The organism is Stenotrophomonas maltophilia, from assembly GCF_025642255.1.
GTDB lineage: Bacteria > Pseudomonadota > Gammaproteobacteria > Xanthomonadales > Xanthomonadaceae > Stenotrophomonas > Stenotrophomonas maltophilia_P.
In genome coordinates, this window is record NZ_CP106759.1 from 42,887 (window position 1) to 61,484 (window position 18,598).

The 18,598-nt window shown below is 67.9% G+C and carries 17 protein-coding genes; 5 read left to right on the forward strand and 12 right to left on the reverse strand.

What is annotated here, in order from left to right:
- Positions 1-101: 101 nt before the first annotated feature.
- The 3 genes from N8888_RS00170 to N8888_RS00180 all read right to left on the reverse strand — a co-directional run bounded on the left by N8888_RS00170 (position 102) and on the right by N8888_RS00180 (position 2,782).
- Positions 102-923, reverse strand: a complete 822-nt coding sequence (locus N8888_RS00170) for a serine protease (RefSeq protein WP_065182122.1) — start codon at positions 921-923, stop codon at positions 102-104.
- A gap of 219 nt (positions 924-1,142) precedes the next feature.
- Complete coding sequence (pyrF, locus tag N8888_RS00175; protein ID WP_053516059.1) at positions 1,143-1,868, reverse strand: orotidine-5'-phosphate decarboxylase; 726 nt, start codon at positions 1,866-1,868, stop codon at positions 1,143-1,145.
- The gene (locus N8888_RS00180) at positions 1,865-2,782 is read right to left on the reverse strand and encodes a 5'-nucleotidase, lipoprotein e(P4) family (protein ID WP_053516102.1); all 918 of its coding nucleotides are present in this window, start codon (positions 2,780-2,782) and stop codon (positions 1,865-1,867) included. The genes pyrF and N8888_RS00180 overlap by 4 nt, the downstream gene beginning before the upstream one ends.
- A gap of 99 nt (positions 2,783-2,881) precedes the next feature.
- On the opposite strand from N8888_RS00180, the gene N8888_RS00185 reads away from it, so the two are divergent.
- Complete coding sequence (locus N8888_RS00185) at positions 2,882-3,532, forward strand: YceH family protein (protein WP_111187079.1); 651 nt, start codon at positions 2,882-2,884, stop codon at positions 3,530-3,532.
- Positions 3,533-3,580: 48 nt separating this feature from the next.
- On the opposite strand, the gene N8888_RS00190 is transcribed toward N8888_RS00185, so the two are convergent.
- Entirely contained in the window at positions 3,581-4,108 is a 528-nt protein-coding gene (locus N8888_RS00190) for a GNAT family N-acetyltransferase (RefSeq protein ID WP_053516055.1), read from the reverse strand.
- Between the two features lie 86 nt (positions 4,109-4,194).
- A complete protein-coding gene (locus tag N8888_RS00195; protein ID WP_065182170.1) occupies positions 4,195-6,171 on the reverse strand; it encodes a UvrD-helicase domain-containing protein in 1,977 nt (658 codons plus the stop codon).
- 102 nt (positions 6,172-6,273) lie between these two features.
- Between N8888_RS00195 and N8888_RS00200 the strand changes: the two genes are divergently transcribed.
- Both N8888_RS00200 and N8888_RS00205 read left to right on the forward strand, forming a co-directional pair.
- Complete coding sequence (locus N8888_RS00200) at positions 6,274-6,894, forward strand: thymidine kinase (protein WP_053516051.1); 621 nt, start codon at positions 6,274-6,276, stop codon at positions 6,892-6,894.
- Between the two features lie 103 nt (positions 6,895-6,997).
- The gene (locus N8888_RS00205) at positions 6,998-7,708 is read left to right on the forward strand and encodes an SEL1-like repeat protein (RefSeq protein ID WP_180876190.1); all 711 of its coding nucleotides are present in this window, start codon (positions 6,998-7,000) and stop codon (positions 7,706-7,708) included.
- A 37-nt stretch (positions 7,709-7,745) separates the two neighbouring features.
- On the opposite strand, the gene N8888_RS00210 is transcribed toward N8888_RS00205, so the two are convergent.
- From N8888_RS00210 to N8888_RS00225, 4 genes are all read right to left on the reverse strand, one after another.
- Positions 7,746-9,350 carry an OpgD/OpgG family glucan biosynthesis protein gene (locus N8888_RS00210; RefSeq protein WP_053516049.1) on the reverse strand — a complete coding sequence of 535 codons (1,605 nt, stop codon included), beginning with the start codon at positions 9,348-9,350 and terminating at the stop codon, positions 7,746-7,748.
- Positions 9,351-9,455: 105 nt separating this feature from the next.
- Complete coding sequence (gene mutM / locus N8888_RS00215) at positions 9,456-10,268, reverse strand: bifunctional DNA-formamidopyrimidine glycosylase/DNA-(apurinic or apyrimidinic site) lyase (RefSeq protein ID WP_065174093.1); 813 nt, start codon at positions 10,266-10,268, stop codon at positions 9,456-9,458.
- A gap of 19 nt (positions 10,269-10,287) precedes the next feature.
- Positions 10,288-10,617 (reverse strand): EF-hand domain-containing protein, encoded by a 330-nt coding sequence (locus N8888_RS00220; protein ID WP_128987651.1) that lies wholly within the window; start codon positions 10,615-10,617, stop codon positions 10,288-10,290.
- A complete protein-coding gene (locus tag N8888_RS00225) occupies positions 10,614-11,816 on the reverse strand; it encodes a DesA family fatty acid desaturase (RefSeq protein ID WP_053516042.1) in 1,203 nt (400 codons plus the stop codon). Before N8888_RS00225 ends, N8888_RS00220 begins: the two co-directional genes overlap by 4 nt.
- A gap of 214 nt (positions 11,817-12,030) precedes the next feature.
- Between N8888_RS00225 and N8888_RS00230 the strand changes: the two genes are divergently transcribed.
- Entirely contained in the window at positions 12,031-12,789 is a 759-nt protein-coding gene (locus N8888_RS00230) for an ABC transporter ATP-binding protein (protein ID WP_231107769.1), read from the forward strand.
- Between the two features lie 88 nt (positions 12,790-12,877).
- On the opposite strand, the gene N8888_RS00235 is transcribed toward N8888_RS00230, so the two are convergent.
- Together N8888_RS00235 and N8888_RS00240 are read right to left on the reverse strand one after the other, a co-directional pair.
- The gene (locus tag N8888_RS00235) at positions 12,878-14,083 is read right to left on the reverse strand and encodes a DUF4785 domain-containing protein (protein ID WP_263176680.1); all 1,206 of its coding nucleotides are present in this window, start codon (positions 14,081-14,083) and stop codon (positions 12,878-12,880) included.
- An 11-nt stretch (positions 14,084-14,094) separates the two neighbouring features.
- Positions 14,095-14,973: a hypothetical protein gene (locus tag N8888_RS00240; protein ID WP_065182116.1), complete on the reverse strand. Its 879-nt coding sequence runs from the start codon at positions 14,971-14,973 to the stop codon at positions 14,095-14,097.
- A gap of 259 nt (positions 14,974-15,232) precedes the next feature.
- Here N8888_RS00240 and N8888_RS00245 point away from each other — a divergent pair, with 259 nt between their 5' ends.
- Positions 15,233-16,072, forward strand: a complete 840-nt coding sequence (locus N8888_RS00245) for an acid phosphatase (RefSeq protein WP_263176682.1) — start codon at positions 15,233-15,235, stop codon at positions 16,070-16,072.
- Between the two features lie 106 nt (positions 16,073-16,178).
- On the opposite strand, the gene N8888_RS00250 is transcribed toward N8888_RS00245, so the two are convergent.
- Entirely contained in the window at positions 16,179-18,446 is a 2,268-nt protein-coding gene (locus N8888_RS00250; RefSeq protein ID WP_193395692.1) for a TonB-dependent receptor, read from the reverse strand.
- Positions 18,447-18,598 lie beyond the last annotated feature (152 nt).

Here is an 18,598-nt window from a genome sequence, read left to right on the forward strand (position 1 = left end):
GCGCAGGTCCGGTCCGAAGACCGGATGGCGCGATCCTACGCCGCCGCACAACTTAAGGCAACACATGATGTAATGTTATTTAACTTATTGATTTTATTGAATCAATCGCGTTGCCACACGGATTCGATGAAATCCACGGCATGTTTTTCGGCGATTCGGGCATAAACCCCCGGGTAGCCGGCCAGGGCACAGCCTTCGCCCCAGCTGACGATGCCGAACTGGGTCCAGCCCTCCCGCAGGCGCAACAGCAGGGGCCCGCCCGAATCGCCCTGGCAGCTGTCGATGCCCTCGCGACCGGCACAGATCACCTTGCCGCGGGCCAGCTCACCGGCGTACGCCTGCTGGCATTGCGTGAAGGGCACGAAGGGCGTCCGCACCGCCTGCAGCTCGGTCGGGTAGATCACGTCGTCATCGATGCCGGTGTCACCCCAGCCGATCACGGTGAAATCACGACCCGGCTTGAGATAGCTGGCGTCCGGACGCAGGCGCAGGGCAACCGGCTGCACGTCGGCCAGCGGCGCGCTGAGGTGGATCAGGGCCACGTCGTGCTCCAGGGTGTTGCCGCTGTTGAAGGCCGGGTGCACGTGGATCGCCCTGATGTTGGACGCTCGAGGCGATGGCGCGGTGGCCAGCGTGGTGCTGCCGGCCAGCACCGCCAGCCGCGCGGGCGAGTTGCCCTGTACGCAGTGCGCGGCGGTCAGGATCCAGGACGGCGAGATCACCGTGCCGCCGCAGACGTGGCGGTCGAAGTCACTGTCTCCCAGCTCCAGGCCCTGCAGGCTGACCATGAACGGATACTCGCCGGGCACGGCCGGGGCGCCGCCGATGATGTGGGGCGACCCGGTCGCTGGCGCTGCTGCGGTGGCAGGAAAGATGGCAGCGGCCAGCAGGCCACCGAACAGCAAAGAGGTGCTGCGATACATATCCTTGTACTCCCTCTATCGATGATTGGAACCGGCGAAGCCGCGGTCCACGCCGGTGCATCGATTGGAAGGGCGACCACCCCCGCGCACTGCGAGCGGGCTCACAGTTCATCGGTGTGGGGACGGTCGCGTCATTACGGGAGCCACAATTGCGAACGCCATCCCGCATGCAGCGCGATGGCGTTCATGATGTCACCGTGATCGCTGTTGGTGCGGGACTCAGCGTGCAGCCAAAGCCGACGCGATTTCCTGCTGGATCGACCGCGCCGCTGCCTGCGGATCGGCCGCCAGGCGGATCGGTCGACCGACCACGATGGCGTCGGCGCCATCGGCAAACGCCTGGGCGACGCCGACGGTACGCTTCTGGTCGTCGCCGACCGGACCCCCGGGGCGGATGCCCGGGCAGACGATCGAGAAGCCGGCACCGGTCGCGGCACGGATCGGCGCGGCTTCCTGGCCTGATGCGATCACTCCGTCGATACCGGCGGCCTGCGCGGCCAGCGCGCGCTCGACCACCACGTCCACCGGCTCGCGGTCGATTCCCATCTGCGCCAGGTCCGGACGCCCCATCGAGGTCAGCACGGTGACCGCCAGCAGGCGCATGTCGCCGGTGCTGGCCGCGGCGCAGGCTTCCATCATTGCCGGATGCCAGCCGTGGATGGTGGCGTAACTGACCGGCCACTGCGACAGCCGCCGGATCACCGCCGCCGCGGTAGCGGGGATGTCGAAGAACTTCAGATCGACGAACACGCGCTTGTCGCGGCGCGCCAGCTCATCCAGCACCTGGAAGTAGTCACCGGACGCCAGCAGTTCCATGCCGATCTTGTAGAAGGCCACGCTCTCGCCGAGGCGGTCGACCCACTCCAGTGCCTGTACGCGGTCAGGGACATCCAGCGCGAAGATCAGGCGCTCATCGTCGCGCAGCGGCAGCGGTGCGCGGCTCACGGCGCGTAGTCCAGGGCAGCGCGCTTGGCATCATGGCGTGCCTGGCGCGACTGGCTGTAGTCATTGTTGAACTGCGCCGGCTCGAAGCCGCCGTAGGTCGGGTTCGGCAGCATCCACCAGCGCTCGCCGAACCAGTCGTGGTACTGCTGCAGCAGTGCGTCACGCCCTTCATTGGTGTTGGCGGTCACTTCCACGAAGTCGCCCAGCTGGTCGCCGAACTGCATCAGCACGCGGTACTTCTGCCCGGCCAGGCGCCGGCGGCAGTTCTTCTCGCTGCCGGCCTGCTCGCAGCCTTCGACCACGGTGCCCAGGCCCAGGAACACGCTGTCATCGGCGACCGGCAGGCCCTGCTCGCGCAGGTTGGCCAGGGTCGCTTCCTTCAGGTGCACGGCGCGGTTGGAGATGTACAGAAGGGTCACGCCGCGGGCATTGGCCGCCTTGGCGAAATCGACTACGCCGGGAATCGCCTTGGCCTTCTTCTCCGCGACCCACTGGTCCCAGCTCAGCTCGTCGTATTCCTTGCCATCGCGCACCAGGCGCGCCTGGTAGGGCGAGTTGTCCAGCACGGTTTCGTCCACGTCCAGCACCACCGCGGGCTTCAGGCCCTTGGCCTCGTTGCCGCGCTCTTCCGGCACCAGCGCGTCCCAGTGGGCTTCCTTCAGCGCGCCGTCCAGGCGGTCGGCGGCGGCACGGTAGGTTTGCTCGGTGATCGCGCGGTACTCCTGCGCGCGCTGCATCCACAGCACCGCGTTGAGGTTGTCGTTGGCGGTCGCTTCGCCGGCCGCCCCGGTCTTGGCAGCCGGGGCCACCGGAGCGGCCGCGTCGGTGGCCGGGGTCTCGACGCGCTTGCAGGCGGACAGACCCAGCAGCGCCGTGGCGAGCAGGGTGAGGGACAGGGAAACAGGACGACGCATGGCATTCACCGGCAACAGATATCGGCTCATTTTACCGGCAAAGGCGCCATCGGGACGGCTATGCTTGGCGGTTGACCCGATGCCTTCCCGGAGGCCGCCATGACCGATGCCATCCAGACCCCCGACCGTCCCCTGCTCGATCCCGTGCAGGCCCGCCTGCTGGGCTGCCTGGTGGAGAAGGAGGCGACCACGCCGGACACCTACCCGCTGACGGTCAACGCCGCCCAGTCGGCCGCCAACCAGAAGACCGCGCGCGAGCCGGTGATGAACGTCGACGCCGGCAGTGTCCAGCACGCGCTGCGCCAGCTGGAGTCGATGGGCCTGGCGCGCCAGCACTTCTCCTCGCGTGCAGACCGCTACGAGCATCGCCTGCAGGCCGCGCTGGACCTGACCCGGCAGCAGACCGTGCTGCTGGCGATGCTGCTGCTGCGCGGGCCGCAGACACTGGGCGAGCTGGTCACGCGCAGCGAGCGCCTGTACCGCTTCGCCGACACCGACGAAGCCCGCCACGCCATCGAGCGCCTGCAGCAGCGTGAGCTGCTCATCGTGCTGCCGCGCGCCAGCGGCCAGCGCGAGGACCGCTATATGCACCTGCTGTGCGGCGAGGTGGACGCGGCGGCACTGGCGGCACGGTACGCAGGCGGTGCCGGTGGCAGCGAGCCGGCCGACCCGGGCCTGGCTGAACGGGTGGCCCAGCTGGAAGCGGCAGTGGCCGAACTGCAGGCGCAGCTGGCGGACCTGCGCGGCTGAGGCGGCCCGCCGGGCCTGGCGCAACGCTGTCGATGCGGTACAGGCGGACTAGCCGACCGGCGCCGCTCCCGGCGTGGCATACAGACGGCTGGGCGTGGCGATGCCCGGCAGCTGGATGACCCCCTGTTCGCACATGCCCAGGCCCAGCAGGATTTTCCCGGACACGACGTTGTCCAGGTCGGTGATGCCATAGAGGTCCTGCAGGCCAAGGGCGCCGCGCGCGTGGGTGAAGACCGCCCGCGCTGCTTCCCCTGCGTAGCCGTGCCCCGTGTACTCCGACAACAGTGCATAGCCGATGTCCGGTCCCGGCAGGCCGTCGCGCCGGACCAGCCCGGCATTGCCCAGCCAGGCGCCATCGGACAGACGCTCGATGGCATACATGCCGAACCCGTTCAACGCATAGCTGTGCAGCACGCGCAGGGCGATGTACTCGCGGGCCTGCGCTTCGCTGTGCACGTTGCGGTCACCAATGAAGCGCACGAAACCAGGATCGTTGAGCAGCGCCAGCATCGGCGCCGCATCACGATCAGGCTCGATGCGGCGGAGCCGCAGGCGTTCGCTTTCGATGGGATGCATGCGCAGACCTGTGGGTGGAGAGGCCCGATTGTAGGGCGATGTGCTGGGGTCAGAGCCCTTCCCTGCGGGAAGGGATCCGACGCCGGTCAGTCGAACAGGGCCTCGATCGCCGCCAGCCCCGCCGTTGCCCGCTCCTTCTTGCGCGCGGCATCGGCCACCGGATCGGCGCCGTCGCGCTGGATCTCCTCGGCCGGGATCTCGTCGAAGAAGCGGCTGGGCTTGAGCCGCACATGCTCGCCGAACTTGCGGGTGAGCTTGCTGTAGCTCATCCACAGCTGGATCTTGGCGCGGGTGATACCCACGTACAGCAGCCGCCGCTCCTCCTGCAGGTTGCCTTCGTCGAGGCTGACCTGGTGCGGCAGCACGCCGTCCTCGCAGCCGACGATGAAGACATACGGGAACTCCAGGCCCTTGGAGGCATGCAGGGTCATCATCCGCACCTGGTTGCCGCCCTCATCCTTGTCGCTGCGCGACAACAGTGCCAGCTGGCCGGCCAGATCGGCGGCGGTGGCACCGCGCGGACCGCCTTCAAACCACTGCGCAAGTTCCTCGATGTTGTTGGCGCGGCGCTGGTAGCTGGCCTCTTCCTTGGCCTGCTGGCGCAGCTCGCTGAGCAGGCCCGATTCCTTGGCGACCTTGCGGATCATGTCACCGGAGCTGACCTGCCGCATCTGTGCGCGCAGGTCGCGCAGGATGTCGGTGAAACGCGCCAGGCTGTTGGCAGCGCGCGGCGGCAGCTGCGACAGCGCGCCGATCGCCTCGGCCGCCTGGGCCATCGGCATGTCTTTTTCCGATGCCAGTTCGGCCAGCTTGGCCAGCGTTCCGGCACCCACGTCACGCTTGGGCGCCTGCACGGCACGCATGAATGCGGTGTCGTCGTCCGGGTTCACCAGCAGCCGCAGCCAGGCCAGCGTGTCCTTCACTTCCTGGCGCTCCAGGAACATGGTGCCGCCGGTCAGGTGATAGGGAATACGCAGCAGCTGCATCGCCTTCTCCAGCGGCCGCGACTGGAAGTTGCCGCGGAACAGGATGCAGAAGTCACTCCACGGCACGTTGCGCGACTGCGCCACGAAGGCGATCTCGGCGGCCACCTTCTCTGCCTCGTGCTCGCTGTTGCGGCATTCCCATACGCGGATGCGCTCACCGTCGGCCTGATCGCTCCACAGCTTCTTCAGGTGCTCGTGCGGGTTGTTGGCGATCAACGCATTGGCCGCGCGCAGCACGCGGTTGGAGCAGCGGTAGTTCTGCTCCAGCTTGATGATCTCCAGCGTGGGGTAGTCGCGCCCCATCTGCTGCAGGTTCTCGGGGTTGGCGCCACGCCAGGCGTAGATGGACTGGTCATCGTCACCCACGCAGGTGAAGTTGCCCTTGTCCCCGGCCAGCTGCTTGAGCAGGCGGTACTGCGCGTCGTTGGTGTCCTGGCATTCGTCCACCAGCAGGTAGCCGATGCGTTCGCGCCAGGCCAGGGCGATCTCCGGGTTCTCCTCCAGGATCTGCACCGGCAGGCGGATCAGGTCGTCGAAGTCGACCGCGTTGAACGCGGTCAGGCGCAGCTGGTAGCGCTCGTAGACGCTGGCTGCTTCCTTCTCGCGGTTGCTGCGCGCGGCAGCCATCGCCTGCTCGGGCGAGAGACCGGCATTCTTCGCCCGCGACACAAGGTTCTTCATGTCCTCGATATCGTCGGGCTTGGCGCCATGCATCAGGTCCTTGATCTGCGCGGCGGCGTCGTCGGCATCGAAGATCGAGAAGCCGCGCTTCAGGCCCACCGCCGCATGCTCGATCTGCAGGAACTTCAGGCCCAGGGCGTGGAAGGTGCAGATGGTCACCTCGTCGGCGTCCTGCTCGCGCAGACGCTTGGCCACACGTTCGCGCATCTCCTTGGCCGACTTGTTGGTGAAGGTGATCGCGGCGATGCGGCGGGCCGGGTAGCGGCCGCAGCCGATCAGGTGGGCGATCTTCTCCACGATCACGCGCGTCTTGCCGCTGCCGGCACCGGCCAGCACCAGCAACGGGCCTTCGATGTGCAGGACGGCGGCGGCTTGGGGAGGATTGAGACCGTGCATGGGAGGGGGATTGTAGCGGGGCCGGGTGAGGACCACAGCCGGACAGCCGGTGGGGTTGCTGAACAGCTTCGGCCAAGCGGGGCTGCGGCGTACAATCCGTCGATGGCCAAGCTCTACTTCTACTACTCGGCGATGAACGCCGGCAAGACCACCACCCTGCTGCAGAGCGCGCACAATTACCGCGAGCGCGGCATGCGGGTGGCGATCCTGACCCCGCGCCTGGATGATCGCGCGGGCGCAGGCGTGGTGGCCTCGCGCATCGGGCTGCGCGCCGAAGGCATGGCGTTCGACCGCGACACCGACCTGCAGCGCTGGGCCGAACAGGACCTGGCATCGAACGGGCCGATGGGCTGCCTGCTGGTGGACGAAGCACAGTTCCTGACCCGCGCGCAGGTCTGGCAGCTCAGCGAAGTGGTCGACCAGCTGCGCATCCCGGTTCTGTGCTACGGGTTGCGCACCGATTTCCGCGGTGAACTGTTCGAAGGCAGCCAGTACCTGCTGGCATGGGCCGACGAGATGCAGGAGATCAAGACCATCTGCCACAGCGGCAAGAAGGCGATCATGACCGTCCGCGTGGATGAGCACGGGCATGCCGTGCAGGACGGCCCGCAGGTGGAGATCGGCGGCAACGACCGCTATGTGTCGGTGAGCCGGGCCGAGTTCAAGAAGATCACCCGCGGTGAAGGCCGCATCGAGCCGATGCAGGCGCCCCTGCCGCTGTGATCCGCCGGCTCATGCCGCTGCACGCGTGACCTCCGGCAGTTTACAGCTGCAGGCCAGTGGTCCTAGGCTGCGGCCACGTCTGCTGCCGAACAGGAAGTCCGCCATGCGTTCCACGCTTCTGCTGTTGCCGCTGCTTCTGCTGCCGCTGGGGCCGCCGGCCTTCGCCGCCGATCGTCCTCCGGTGGAGCAGGATCCCACGTTGCTGGGCGCAGGCTTCATGGACAACCACCCGGACATGATGTACCGGCAGTGGGGCGTAAACGCCCTGCACCGCAATGATGTCAAAGGCGCGATGGATAATTTCCGGCTGGCCGCACGCTACGCGGACAAGCCTGCGCAGGGCTACCTGGGCGAACTGTACTGGTATGGAGTGAACCAGCCGCGCGATCCGCTCATGGCATTTGCCTGGATGGATGTGGCGGCCGAGCGCGGCTACCCCCTGTTCGTGGACCTGCGCAACGAGTACTGGGCCGCGCTGCCACTGGAGCAGCATGAGGCCGCGCGTGCGCAGGCCAACGCGCTGCGGGCCGAGTATGGCGACGAGGTTGCCCGCCCGCGCATGGCGGAAGTGCTGAGGAAGGGACGGCGCGAGATGACCGGCAGCCGTGTCGGCTCGATGTCCAACAATGTGGACATCGTATACATGGACGGCGGCATCTCCCGCACGATCAAGGCTGATCGCATGTACGATCCGAAGTACTGGGATCCCAAGCAGTACGAACGCTGGCAGGACGAAACCTGGATGAAGATCCGCCGTGGCACGGTGGAAGTGGGCGTGCCGACGCAGTCGCACGCCACCGACGCCAAGCCGTGAGTTATCGGTGCCGGCACTTGGCCGGCATCGATCTGCCTCAGTACAGCGTCCGCTCCGGTGCACCGGCCGGCGGCGGCGTGTACTGGTACAGCCAGGTTTCGGTCAGCGGCTTGCCACCGCTGCGCAGGTACAGGCGGATGTCGATCTGTTCGGTGCTGCCTTCCGGCGGCACCAGGTCGAACATCGCGCGGTAACCGTCGATCTCGCGCAGCGGACGCGCCGATACGATCTCGACACGGCCCCGGCTGGTTTCCACCACTGCCTCGACCTCGGCCTTGTCGATCAGCTTGGCCAGTTCGCCGCCTTCGAAGTCCACGGCGAAGCGCCACGAGAAGTACTCGCGCTTCTTGCCGACCACACCGCCCAGCCCCGTGCGGCTGGCCACGCAATGCGCCAGCGGTGGCCGTGCCGGCGGCTCGGCGCCCCAGTACAGGCGGTAGCCGACCAGCAGCTCCTGTCCCGGCTGCGGCTTCTCCTTCGGATTCCAGAAGGCGACGATGTTGTCGAAGGTCTCATCGACCGTGGGGATCTCCACCAGCTGCACCGAGCCCTCGCCCCATTCGCCCTTCGGCTCGATCCACAGGCAGGGGCGCTTCTCATAGAAGACGCCGTCGTCCTGGTAGTGATCGAAGTTGCGGTCGCGCTGCAGAAGGCCGAAGCCACGCGGATTGCGGTCGACGAACATGTTGAAGCGCAGGTTGCGCGGGTTGCACAGCGGCCGCCAGATCCACTCACCGGCCCCGGTCCACATCGACAGGCCATCGGTATCGTGGATCTCCGGGCGCCAGTCCCAGTCCATGCGGCGGTCGTTCTCACCCACCTGGTACATGCTGGTGCACGGCGCGATGCCCAGGCGCTCGATCGCCTTGCGCGGATAGAGCGCACTGTCGATGTCCATCAGCAGCACATCGCCGTTGGTGATGGCGAAGCGGTAGGCGCCGGCTACGCTGGGCGAGTCCAGCAACGCATAGACGATGATGGTGTCCGAATCGGCGGCAGGCTGCTCGAGGTAATAGGCGATGAAGTCGGGAAACTCCTCCGGCCTGCCCATGCCGGTATCGATCGCCAGGCCGCGTGCGGACTGCCCGTACTGGCCTTCCTTGCCGACCGCGCGGAAGTAGCTGGCGCCAAGGAACGCGGCGAAATCGCGGTCGGTATCCTTGCGGGTGTTCAGGCGGAACCCGGCGAAGCCCAGGTCCGCCGGCAGTTCGCCGTTGCGGATCCCGCTCTTGCCGTAGTTGAACGCTGCACCGTCATACGCCAGTTCCTGCGCCTGGCCGTCGACCACGTCGAACATGCGCACCGGCGAATGGAAGTACAGGCCCAGGTGGAAGAACTTGGCCTGGAACTTGCCCGGCTGATCGGCCCACAGCGCGTGGTCCTGGCGATAGCTGATGGACTGGTACTGGTCCCAGTCCAGCGCTTCAAGCCGGCCCGGCAGCACCCGCTTGTGGCTCTGGTAGGGGGCCTGTGCCAGTGCGCGTGCCTGCCCCTTCAGGGTGGCGAAGCTGAACGGCTGCGGCTGGCCGAGGCGGCGCAGGCCGACCTGGCCGTTCCTGCTGGCGGCGCAGGCGGGCAGGGACGGCAGGCCGAAGGCTGCCAAGGCCAGGGAGGCGTTGCGGATGAAGTCGCGTCGTTGCATGCAGGCGCGTCAGGCACAGGGAAGGGTCGGCCATCATAGGCAGACAAACGTTAACGGGCAGCGGAGAGCGCAACCTCCCATTCAGCTGCCGCTGGCTGGACCGCCTCAGCGCTGGCAGTGGCTGCACCACACGCTGGCACGCTGGCCGATCATGGCGTGCTTGAGCAGGCGTCCGCAGGTCGGACAGGGCAGCCCGTCGCGGCCATAGACCAGCAGTTCCTGCTCAAAGTAGCCCGGTGCGCCATCGGGGCTGATGAAATCACGCAGTGTGGTGCCACCGCGGGTGATCGCGTAGCCCAGCGTTTCCTTCACCGCGGTGGCCAGCCGCTGGTAGCGCTCGCGTGAGACCTTGCCGGCCTCGCGCAGCGGGCTGATGCCGGCCTTGAACAGGCTCTCGGCGGCATAGATGTTACCGACGCCCACGACCACCGCCTGGTCCATGAGGAAGGTCTTGACCGGGGCGCTGCGGCCGCGGCTGCGGGCGAACAGGTAATCGCCATGGAAGGCCTCGTCCAGCGGTTCAGGCCCCAGCCCCTGCAGCAGCGGATGGACCTGCCCGGCCGGTTGCCAGAGCAGGCTGCCGAAGCGGCGCGGATCGTTGAAGCGCAGCAGGCGCCCGTTGTCCAGGCTGATATCCACGTGGTCATGTGGCCGCAGTGGGGTATCTCCGGGCAGTACACGCAGGCTGCCGGACATGCCCAGATGCAGTACGGCGCTGCCGATGGCCGTGTCCAGCAGCAGGTACTTCGCGCGCCGGCGGATGCCTTCGATGCGCTGTCCCGGCAGCAGCTGCGCAATCTCCGGCGGAATCGGCCAGCGCAGGTCGGCGCGGCGCAGGATCACGCCGTGGACGCGGCGGTCCTGCAGATGCGGGGCCAGGCCGCGGCGGGTGGTTTCGACTTCGGGCAGTTCAGGCATGCCCCGATTCTACGCCCGCTCAACGCGGGGGCGCGGACAGCTCACGGGCGTCGAGAAACCCGTCACCGTTGGCATCCTGCTTGTGGAAGCGCTGCACGATGACCTGCCGCTGCTGCTCGCGGGTGATCGCTCTGCCCTTGCCACCGGGCAGTTCATCGGTAGTCAGCACGCCATCGCCATTGCGGTCCATGCGGTCGAAGGCATACAGCATCCACTGCACGTACTCGGTCTCGCTGACCCGGCCGTCGCCGTCGCTGTCCATCTTCTGCAGGTAGCTGCGGGTGTCACTGACCTGGGCCGGGGCGGCGGCCGGCAGCAGCGCGGCCAGCAGCAGCGCCCCTGCCCTCATGCGCCCACCAGCGTGTAGCCCTTCAGCCGTTCGGCATAGGCCTGCAGCGCGGCGATTCCGCTCCCCTCGGCCTCGCGGCACCACGCCTGCAGGTGTCGCAGGCGCTCGGCGGCATCGTGCCCGCGCGCCTCCAGCAGCGCAGCCAGCCGCGCGCGGTATTCGACCAGCACACGGATGCGCGGGCGTTGCGCCACCCACTCGCTGAGCTGGGCACGGTTGTCCGGCTTCAGCCAGCGCCCATCGTTGACCAGGCCGCGGCGCAGCCGCCGCGGCAGCAGCCGGCGCAGCTTGGCGCCCGCCTGGGCGGCTTCCTCGCGCAAGGCCGGCATGAAGACGTTGCGCTGGTAATCGGTCATCGCCTGGAAGCGATGCGACAGCAGTGCCTTCAGGGTCTCGGCGTCGGGCACGGCGATGTTCGGGCGCACATCCATCGCCGGTGCGACGCGCAGCACCCTGGCCAGGCGCAGGGCCTGCAGCAGGCGGATCGCGCACCAGCCGATGTCGACTTCCCAGCGCCGCATGGCAAAGCGTGCCGAACTGGGGAAGGCATGGTGGTTGTTGTGCAGTTCCTCGCCACCGATCCAGACGCCCCACGGTGTCAGGTTGGTGGAGGTGTCGGCCGATTCGTAGTTGCGGTAACCCCACCAGTGCCCCAGGCCATTGACCACGCCGGCCGCCCAGAACGGAATCCACGCCATCTGGATCGCCCACAGTGCTACGCCCGGCAGGCCGAACAGTACGCTGTTGATGGCCAGCAGCAGCACCGGGCCGAGGGTCGCATGCGGGGTATACAGGTGGCGCTCGATGGCATCGTCGGGCGTGCCGCGTCCGTACTGCTCGATATCCGCGCGCATGCCGCGTGCTTCCCGATACAGCTCCACTCCCCGCCAGAACACCGTGCCGATGCCGCGCGTGACCGGGCTGTGCGGGTCGTCCTCGGTCTCCACCTTGGCGTGGTGCTTGCGATGGATGGCCACCCACTCGCGGGTGATCATCGAGGTGGTCAGCCACAGCCAGAAGCGGAACACGTGGGCCAGTGCCGGATGGAAATCGACGCCGCGATGGGCCTGGCTGCGATGCAGGTAGAGCGTCACCGAGAAGATGGTGATCTGGGTGAAGACCAGCAGCACCGCCAGCATGGCCCACCCTCCCAGGCCGAGCACGCCACCGGTCAACAGGGATATCAGGGCATCGGACATGGAGGCTCTCCGGATCTCACGGGGATGGCAGACATCATGGCCGCTTGCGTTGCAAACTGCACCTCTGACCGCGGTGCGCCAGCACCGCTTCCGTGGCACCGTTCACAGTTGGGGACCTGAGTTGTCGAGCCTGGATCCGCGCGCCCGCGCCGTTGTCGCCGTCCCGTCCGCCGGGGAGCGGCCGCCGTTGATCGAACTGGACCGCGCCAGCGTGATGCGCGGCCAGGTGAAGGTCCTGCATGGGCTGAGCCTGCGCATCGCGCAGGGCCAGCACACCGCCCTGCTCGGCCCGAATGGCTGCGGCAAATCGACCTTCATCAAGCTGATCACCCGCGAGCTCTACCCGCTGGCGCAGGGCGACGGCGCGGTCGCGGTGAAGGTGCTGGGCCAGAACCGCTGGCAGGTGGACCGGCTGCGCTCGCAGCTGGGCATCGTCACCGGTGACCTCAGCAGCACGCTGTCCGAGATGCCGGGGCTCACCGTCGAGCAGGCCGTGCTGTCCGGTTTCTTCGCCAGCTGCGTGGTGCCGGCTTTCCGTGAGGTGACCGCCGAGATGCGTGCCCGCGCCGGCGAGACACTGGCGATGACCGGTGCGCTGGCCCTGCGCGAGCGCGCCTATGCAGAGCTCTCTGCCGGCGAGACGCGCCGGGTGCTGATCGCGCGCGCGCTGGTGAACCGGCCGCAGGCGCTGCTGCTGGACGAACCCTCCACCGGCCTGGATCTGGTCGCCCGCCAGCAGCTGATCGCGACCATGCGGGCACTGGCGCAGCAGGGCATCACCCTGGTGCTGGTGACCCATCACATCGAAGAGGTCATTCCCGAGATCGAGCGGGTGGTGCTGCTGCGCGACGGCCGCGTGCTGGCTGACGGCAGTCGGGCCACGCTGCTGTGTGACGAGCCTCTGTCGGAGGTGTTCGGCGGGCCGATCCGGGTGGTTGAACAGGATGGCCGGCTGACGGCGTACGCGGGGTGAGAAATACGCCTGCGCAGTGCCGGCGTCGGCGTGGCGCTGCAGGCGGTGCAGGGTAGCGGGCCGGCATTCCGGCCCGCCACGTCATGCCTCAGAACCGCAACGCGACTGCGCGTGACTCGATCGGTGCCATCCGGCTCTGGTCATGCAACTGCAGCTCGCGCAGTTCGAAGGGGGCACCGAAGCCGGTCGGCAGCGCTGCCTGGTCGAACGGCAGCACCAGCTGGCCGCGACCGGGACCGTCGAACCATGCGGCGGCGTGCGCCTGCGCGACCGGACGCAGTTGGCCATCCGGGCCCGTGGCGTGCAGGGTGCCGCGCGCTTCGTAGCGCCCGGCGGCGGCGACCTGCAACGGCAGCGCCACGCGCCGGCTGGCCTGGTCCGGTGTGGCCCGCCCGACGAAGCGGGCGGTCGGCCGGGCTACGGCGAAGGCGACCTTGCCGTCGCGCAGTACGCCATCGGCCTGGGCGAACACCTGCAGTTCCCACAGGCCCTGCGTGTTGCTGGCCTCGGCGGGAATCCGTACCTGCGCGTGCAGGCTGCCGTCAGTCGTACGCAGCAACCGCTGCGGCCAGCTGCGGCCATCGGGTGCGACCAGCAAGGCTTCGCCGCCCAGTCCCCCGCGACGCGCCTGCAGCTGGGCGGGACTGGCTCCGTCTTCAAGCAGGCGTGCCCGCAGCTGTATGCTGCCGCCGGCCAGAACCTGCGCCTGGCTGGCCTGCACCTCCAGCCGCAACGGGCTGTTGGGTTCAAGCACCTGTACGACGTAGCGGCCCTGCGCCTGCGCGCTCTGCAGGCGGTAATTTCCCGCAGCACTGCCCGTGCCGGTGCGCAGCATGCTGCTGCCTTCGCCCACGGGCATGCCGGCGTCCTGCAGCTGGCGCGCGTCGACGGCGCGGGCGACGCTGCTGCGGCCGGCCGGATCCCGGACCTGCAGTGACTGCGCCGGAACCGCGCGCGCACCGGCTGCCGGGCTCAGCTGGATCACCGCATCGGGGGCGGTCAGCGGCAGCTCCAGGCCACGTTGCAGCTGCGCGCCATCGACCTGCTGCCAGTAGCTGCGGCTGACCGAGGCGTAGGGCGTGGAGGCCTGCAGGGCCTGCGCCGGGTCCAGTGCCCAGGCAAACGCCAGGGGCGCGTGTTCGCTGTCGTCAGGCGGCAGCGGTGCGGCCACCAGCGTGGCCACCACCTGGTCGCCGGGGAGGGAGCGCAGCGGCTGCGCAGCGTGCACCGTGACGGAGGCTGTGGCCAGGGCTGCCAGCACGGCGGTGGTCAGCGGAAGGGAAATCATCGTCATCGTCGTCGTCCTCACTGGGCCAGGTCGTTGCGCAGGATGGCGCCCAGGCCGAAGCACTCGCGGCGGCTCTGGTTGTGGCTCAACGGCTCGGCGCCCTGGGTACGCGCCGTGTCGGTGAACCAGGTGCTGCCCGCTGCCTTCTGGCTGCTGCACTCCAGGAATCCGTCCGAGCACGAGGACAGCCAGTTCTGGGTGAACTCCAGGCCGACGTTGGCCGCGTAGCCGCCGCAGTAGCTGTTGCTGTCCCACACGGCCGATTCGACATCGCTGCCGACCACCGCGCGGAACGGCTTGGGCAGTGCCGGCCGACCGGCCGTGCCGTACAGGTTCTGCGCGTTGTAGGTGGCCATGCTGGCGACCTGCTGCATACGCACGGCATCGTTCTTGTAACCGAGCAGCCAGCCCAGCGAGGTTTCGAAGGTGTTGCCGTTGAGCACGGCATCGGCCAGCGGCGTACCCGCCGATGAGGGTGCCAGCGCGTTGACCTTGCGCACCGTGCGGATGATGTTCGGGTAGCGGCTGTCGTAGGTCGGGTTGGAGAGGATCCAGCGCATCACGTTGCCGCCGTTGGAATGGGTGATGACCACCAGCTGGGTGATGCCGCGGCTGTTGATGAAGCCGGTGAGCTGGTCGGCCAGGCAGCCGGCGGCTTCCGGCTTCCACATGTACTGGGTGAAATCGCAGTTGATGACCACATAGTTGCTGCTGTTCGGCAGCCCCTGGCGGACGGTGTCGATGATCGCCGGTTGCCAGTAGTCCTGGGTGGCGTTGGTCTGCGCGCCGGTGCCGTGCACGAAGGCCACGCCGACCACATCGGCGGCGGTGGCCGGCGTGACGGCCATGGTGGCGAGCAGGACCAGGACGGTACTTCCTGTTGCGGTGCTGCGCATCGCTTCTCTCCCTCTGTCAGCGGATCCCCCCGACCCGGCTGGAATGGAATGGCATGCATGCCATCGTTGCGCCGATGCTCGATGCCCCGGCGCGTGAAAGTCCGTGCGCTGCGCCCGGATTCGGGAGAATGGCGGAGCGCGATGACGCTTTTGCCCCGTTTTGATGACCATGCCGGGTCTGGCCGTATGACCGACGGCCACTGCGACGCCGGCTGCGGGCTGCGATCATGGCGTGGTGTTTCCTCTGCTGAGCCTGACCATGTCTGTGATCTTCCGCCCTGCCCGTCCCCTGCTTGGCCTGGCCATCGTGCTGGCGCTGGCCGGCTGTGCCGCGTCTGCTGCCCGGCCGACCGCCGTCGAAGCCAACGTCACCACCAAGGCCGTGGGCTATCTGGACGCGCGCGCCGTACCGGCCAGCCTGGCCCTGGTTCCGGCGCCACCCACCGCGGGCTCGGCGGGCTTCGCCCTGGATGAACAGGTCAGCCGCGAAGCGCGTGCACTGCGCGGCAGCCCACGCTTCGCCCAGGCCACGCTGGATGCCGAACTGGCCTTTCCGGAAGGTGCCAACCAGTTCTCCTGCGCGGTCGACATCGATGTGGACGCGGTGAAGACGCCCGCGCTGTACCGCCTGCTGGAGCGCAGCCGGATCGACGCCAGCGCTGCCACCAAGGTCGCCAAGAACCACTACCAGCGCCCGCGCCCGTTCATGGTCAATGGCGAGCCGACCTGCACGCCGGATGATGAAGCGGGCCTGCGCAGCAACGGGTCCTATCCGTCCGGCCACACCTCGATCGGCTGGGCATGGGCCCTGATCCTGTCGGAGATCGCGCCGGATCGTGCCGATGCCATCCAGGCCCGTGGCCGCAACTATGGCGAGAGCCGCCTGGTGTGCAACGTGCACTGGCAGAGCGACATCCTCGAAGGCCGTTTCATGGGGGCTGCCGCCGTTGCCCGGCTGCATGACAATGCCGCGTTCCAGCGCGACCTGCTGGCGGCACGCAGCGAGATCGCCGCCGCGCGCAAGGCCGGCCTGCACTCCAGCCGCAACTGCACCGCCGAAGAGGCAGTGCTGAAGGTACGCCCGCAGAGCGCGCTGTAAGCGCTCGCGGCGCACAGGTGGCACCGGGCCACGCCCGGCGGACACCGAACGCAGAAGGGCCGGCATTGCGCCGGCCCTTCTACAGTGCCTCGGTACAGCGACCGCATCAGAACTTCGCGGTGAACTCCACGCCCCAGGTCCGCGGCTCGTTGAGGAAGCCGGTCAGGTTGTTGAAGTCGATCGCACCGACCACGCGTGTCTGGTTGGTGAGGTTGCGGCCGAACACCGCCACGTCGTACTGGCCGTACTCCCAGTTGTAGCCCAGGCGCAGGCCGCCTTCCAGCGAACTGCGGCTGCGGAACTCCGGCGACTCGTAGATGAAGAAGTTCACCGGGCTGCGGTAGGCCCAGTCGGTGTAGGCGTACAGCTCGCTGCCATCGGTGAGCGGGAAGCCCACGCGCAGGGTCATGTTGTGGATCCACTTCGGCGCCTGCGGCAGCGGATTGCCGTTGACCAGGGCGTAGGTGCCGCCGTTGATCACCGTGGTGGGATCGGTGATGGTGCAGCCACCGCCGCAGATCGCCACGGCCAGGTTTCCGTCCTTGATCTCGGTGTCGTTGTAGCTGCTGCCCAGGGTCAGCAGGACGTTGTCGGCCAGGTAGGCTTCCAGGTCCAGCTCCACACCCTGGCCGATGGTCTTGTCGGCGTTGAGCAGGGTGGCGGTATTGTTGCTGCCGCCGACCGCGATCAGCTGCTGGCCGTCGACGTCGTAGCGGAACACGCTGAAGCCCAGGCGGGCGCGGCGATCGAACAGGTCGGCCTTGATGCCGGCTTCGTACGAGATCACCTTCTCGGAATCGGCCTGCGACACGCCACCGAAGGCCAGACGGCCCTGGATCGACGGCGCGCGGAAGCCCTTGGCCACGCGCGCATACGCATTGACGTTGTCGGTCAGCTTGTACACACCGCTGACATCCCAGCTGACGTCATCGACGTCGGTGTTGGCCAGGTACGGCCCGCTCACCGGGGTGCCACCCTGCACGGCCTGCAGCACGCGCGCGGTGAAGTCCTTCTTGTCCTGCGTGTAGCGCACGCCGGCGCGCAGCTTGAAGCGGTCGGTGACATCGAAGTCGCCCGATGCGAACACCGCCCACGCCTTGTTGCGCTGGCTCTGCACGGCATGGCCGGTCTGCGGATTGCCCGGCGTCAGCGAGTCGTAGTTGAAGCTGTCGATGGTGACGTCTTCATCGAAGTAGAAGACACCGGCCTGCCAGTCGAAGCGGCCCCACTCATTGGATTCCACGCGGAATTCCTGGGTCCACTGGCGGTGGTGCGGCAGGCCATCGGCCGATTCGGACGGGAACGGAATGAAGCCCGGGCCATAATTGCCGGCGCCGAGGAACGAAGCACCGTAGCCACCGTCGATATCGCCGCGGTTGAGCGATTCGGCAGTCTCGTAGCCGGTGATGGAGTGCAGGGTCACCGAGCCGAGGTTCCACTGCAGGCGCGCGCTGCCGCCCCAGGTTTCCAGGTCGGAGAAGTTCACGCCGTCGTTGGCCACCTTGTCGCGGTCGAAGTTCTCGACCAGCGCGTTGCTGCCCTTCTGGATGATGTTGGCGCGGAACAGGCGGGCGGTGCCGTTGAGCTTGCGCTTGTGCAGGTTGAACAGGGCCTCGAAATCGTCGCCCTCATACAGGAACTGCACGCGGCCGGCGGCCTCGTCATAGCCTTCAAAACCACTGTTGGGCGCGCCGACGCGGGTGTTGTCGACCCAGTCGTCGCGGCGCTGGTAGATCGCCGAAACGCGTGCCGACCAGCGGTCGGTCAGCGGGCCGCCGTAGGCGCCCTGCACGTTCCAGCTGTTGTAGCTGCCGTAGCCGACGCGGACGTAGCCATCGGCATCCTGCGACGGACGCGCCGAATCGAACTTGACCACGCCGGCCGGCGTGTTGCGGCCGAACAGGGTGCCCTGCGGCCCACGCAGCACTTCCACGTTGGCCAGGTCGAACAACGGGAAGCCCTTCAGCAGCGGGCTTTCCTGCACCACGTCGTCGTACACCAGCGAGACCGGCTGCGAGGCATTGAGGTCGAAGTCGGTGTTGCCGAGGCCGCGCATGTAGAAGCGCGGGAAGGCACGGCCATAGGACGATTCGATGTTGAGGCTGGGTACGCGCGCGGCCAGGAAGCGGATGTCGTCGCCGGCCGAGCCGAGCACATCGAGCTTCTCGCCCTGGATCGCGGTGATCGCGACCGGCACGTCCTTGGCATTCTCGACGCGGCGCTGGGCCGTCACCTGCAGGGTATCGAGCGCGACCGGATCCTTGGCGGCGGGGGTTTCCTGGGCGGCTGCAACCAGCGGCAGCAGGGCGGAGAGAGCGGCAACGAGGGGGCGCGCGACCGGAATACGGCCGCGGGAAGTGCGGGTCGGGGACATGGCGGTAGGCTGTGTTTGGAGGGGTGGTAAAACGGCGCTACCAGATAATTGTTGCAATACAGCACCTGCGCCGCAAATGGCCGCTGTTCATGGCGCGGTCGCGGGCCACCGGGGAGGGTCGCTAGACTCGGGCTTTCCCACCCCGACCCGGC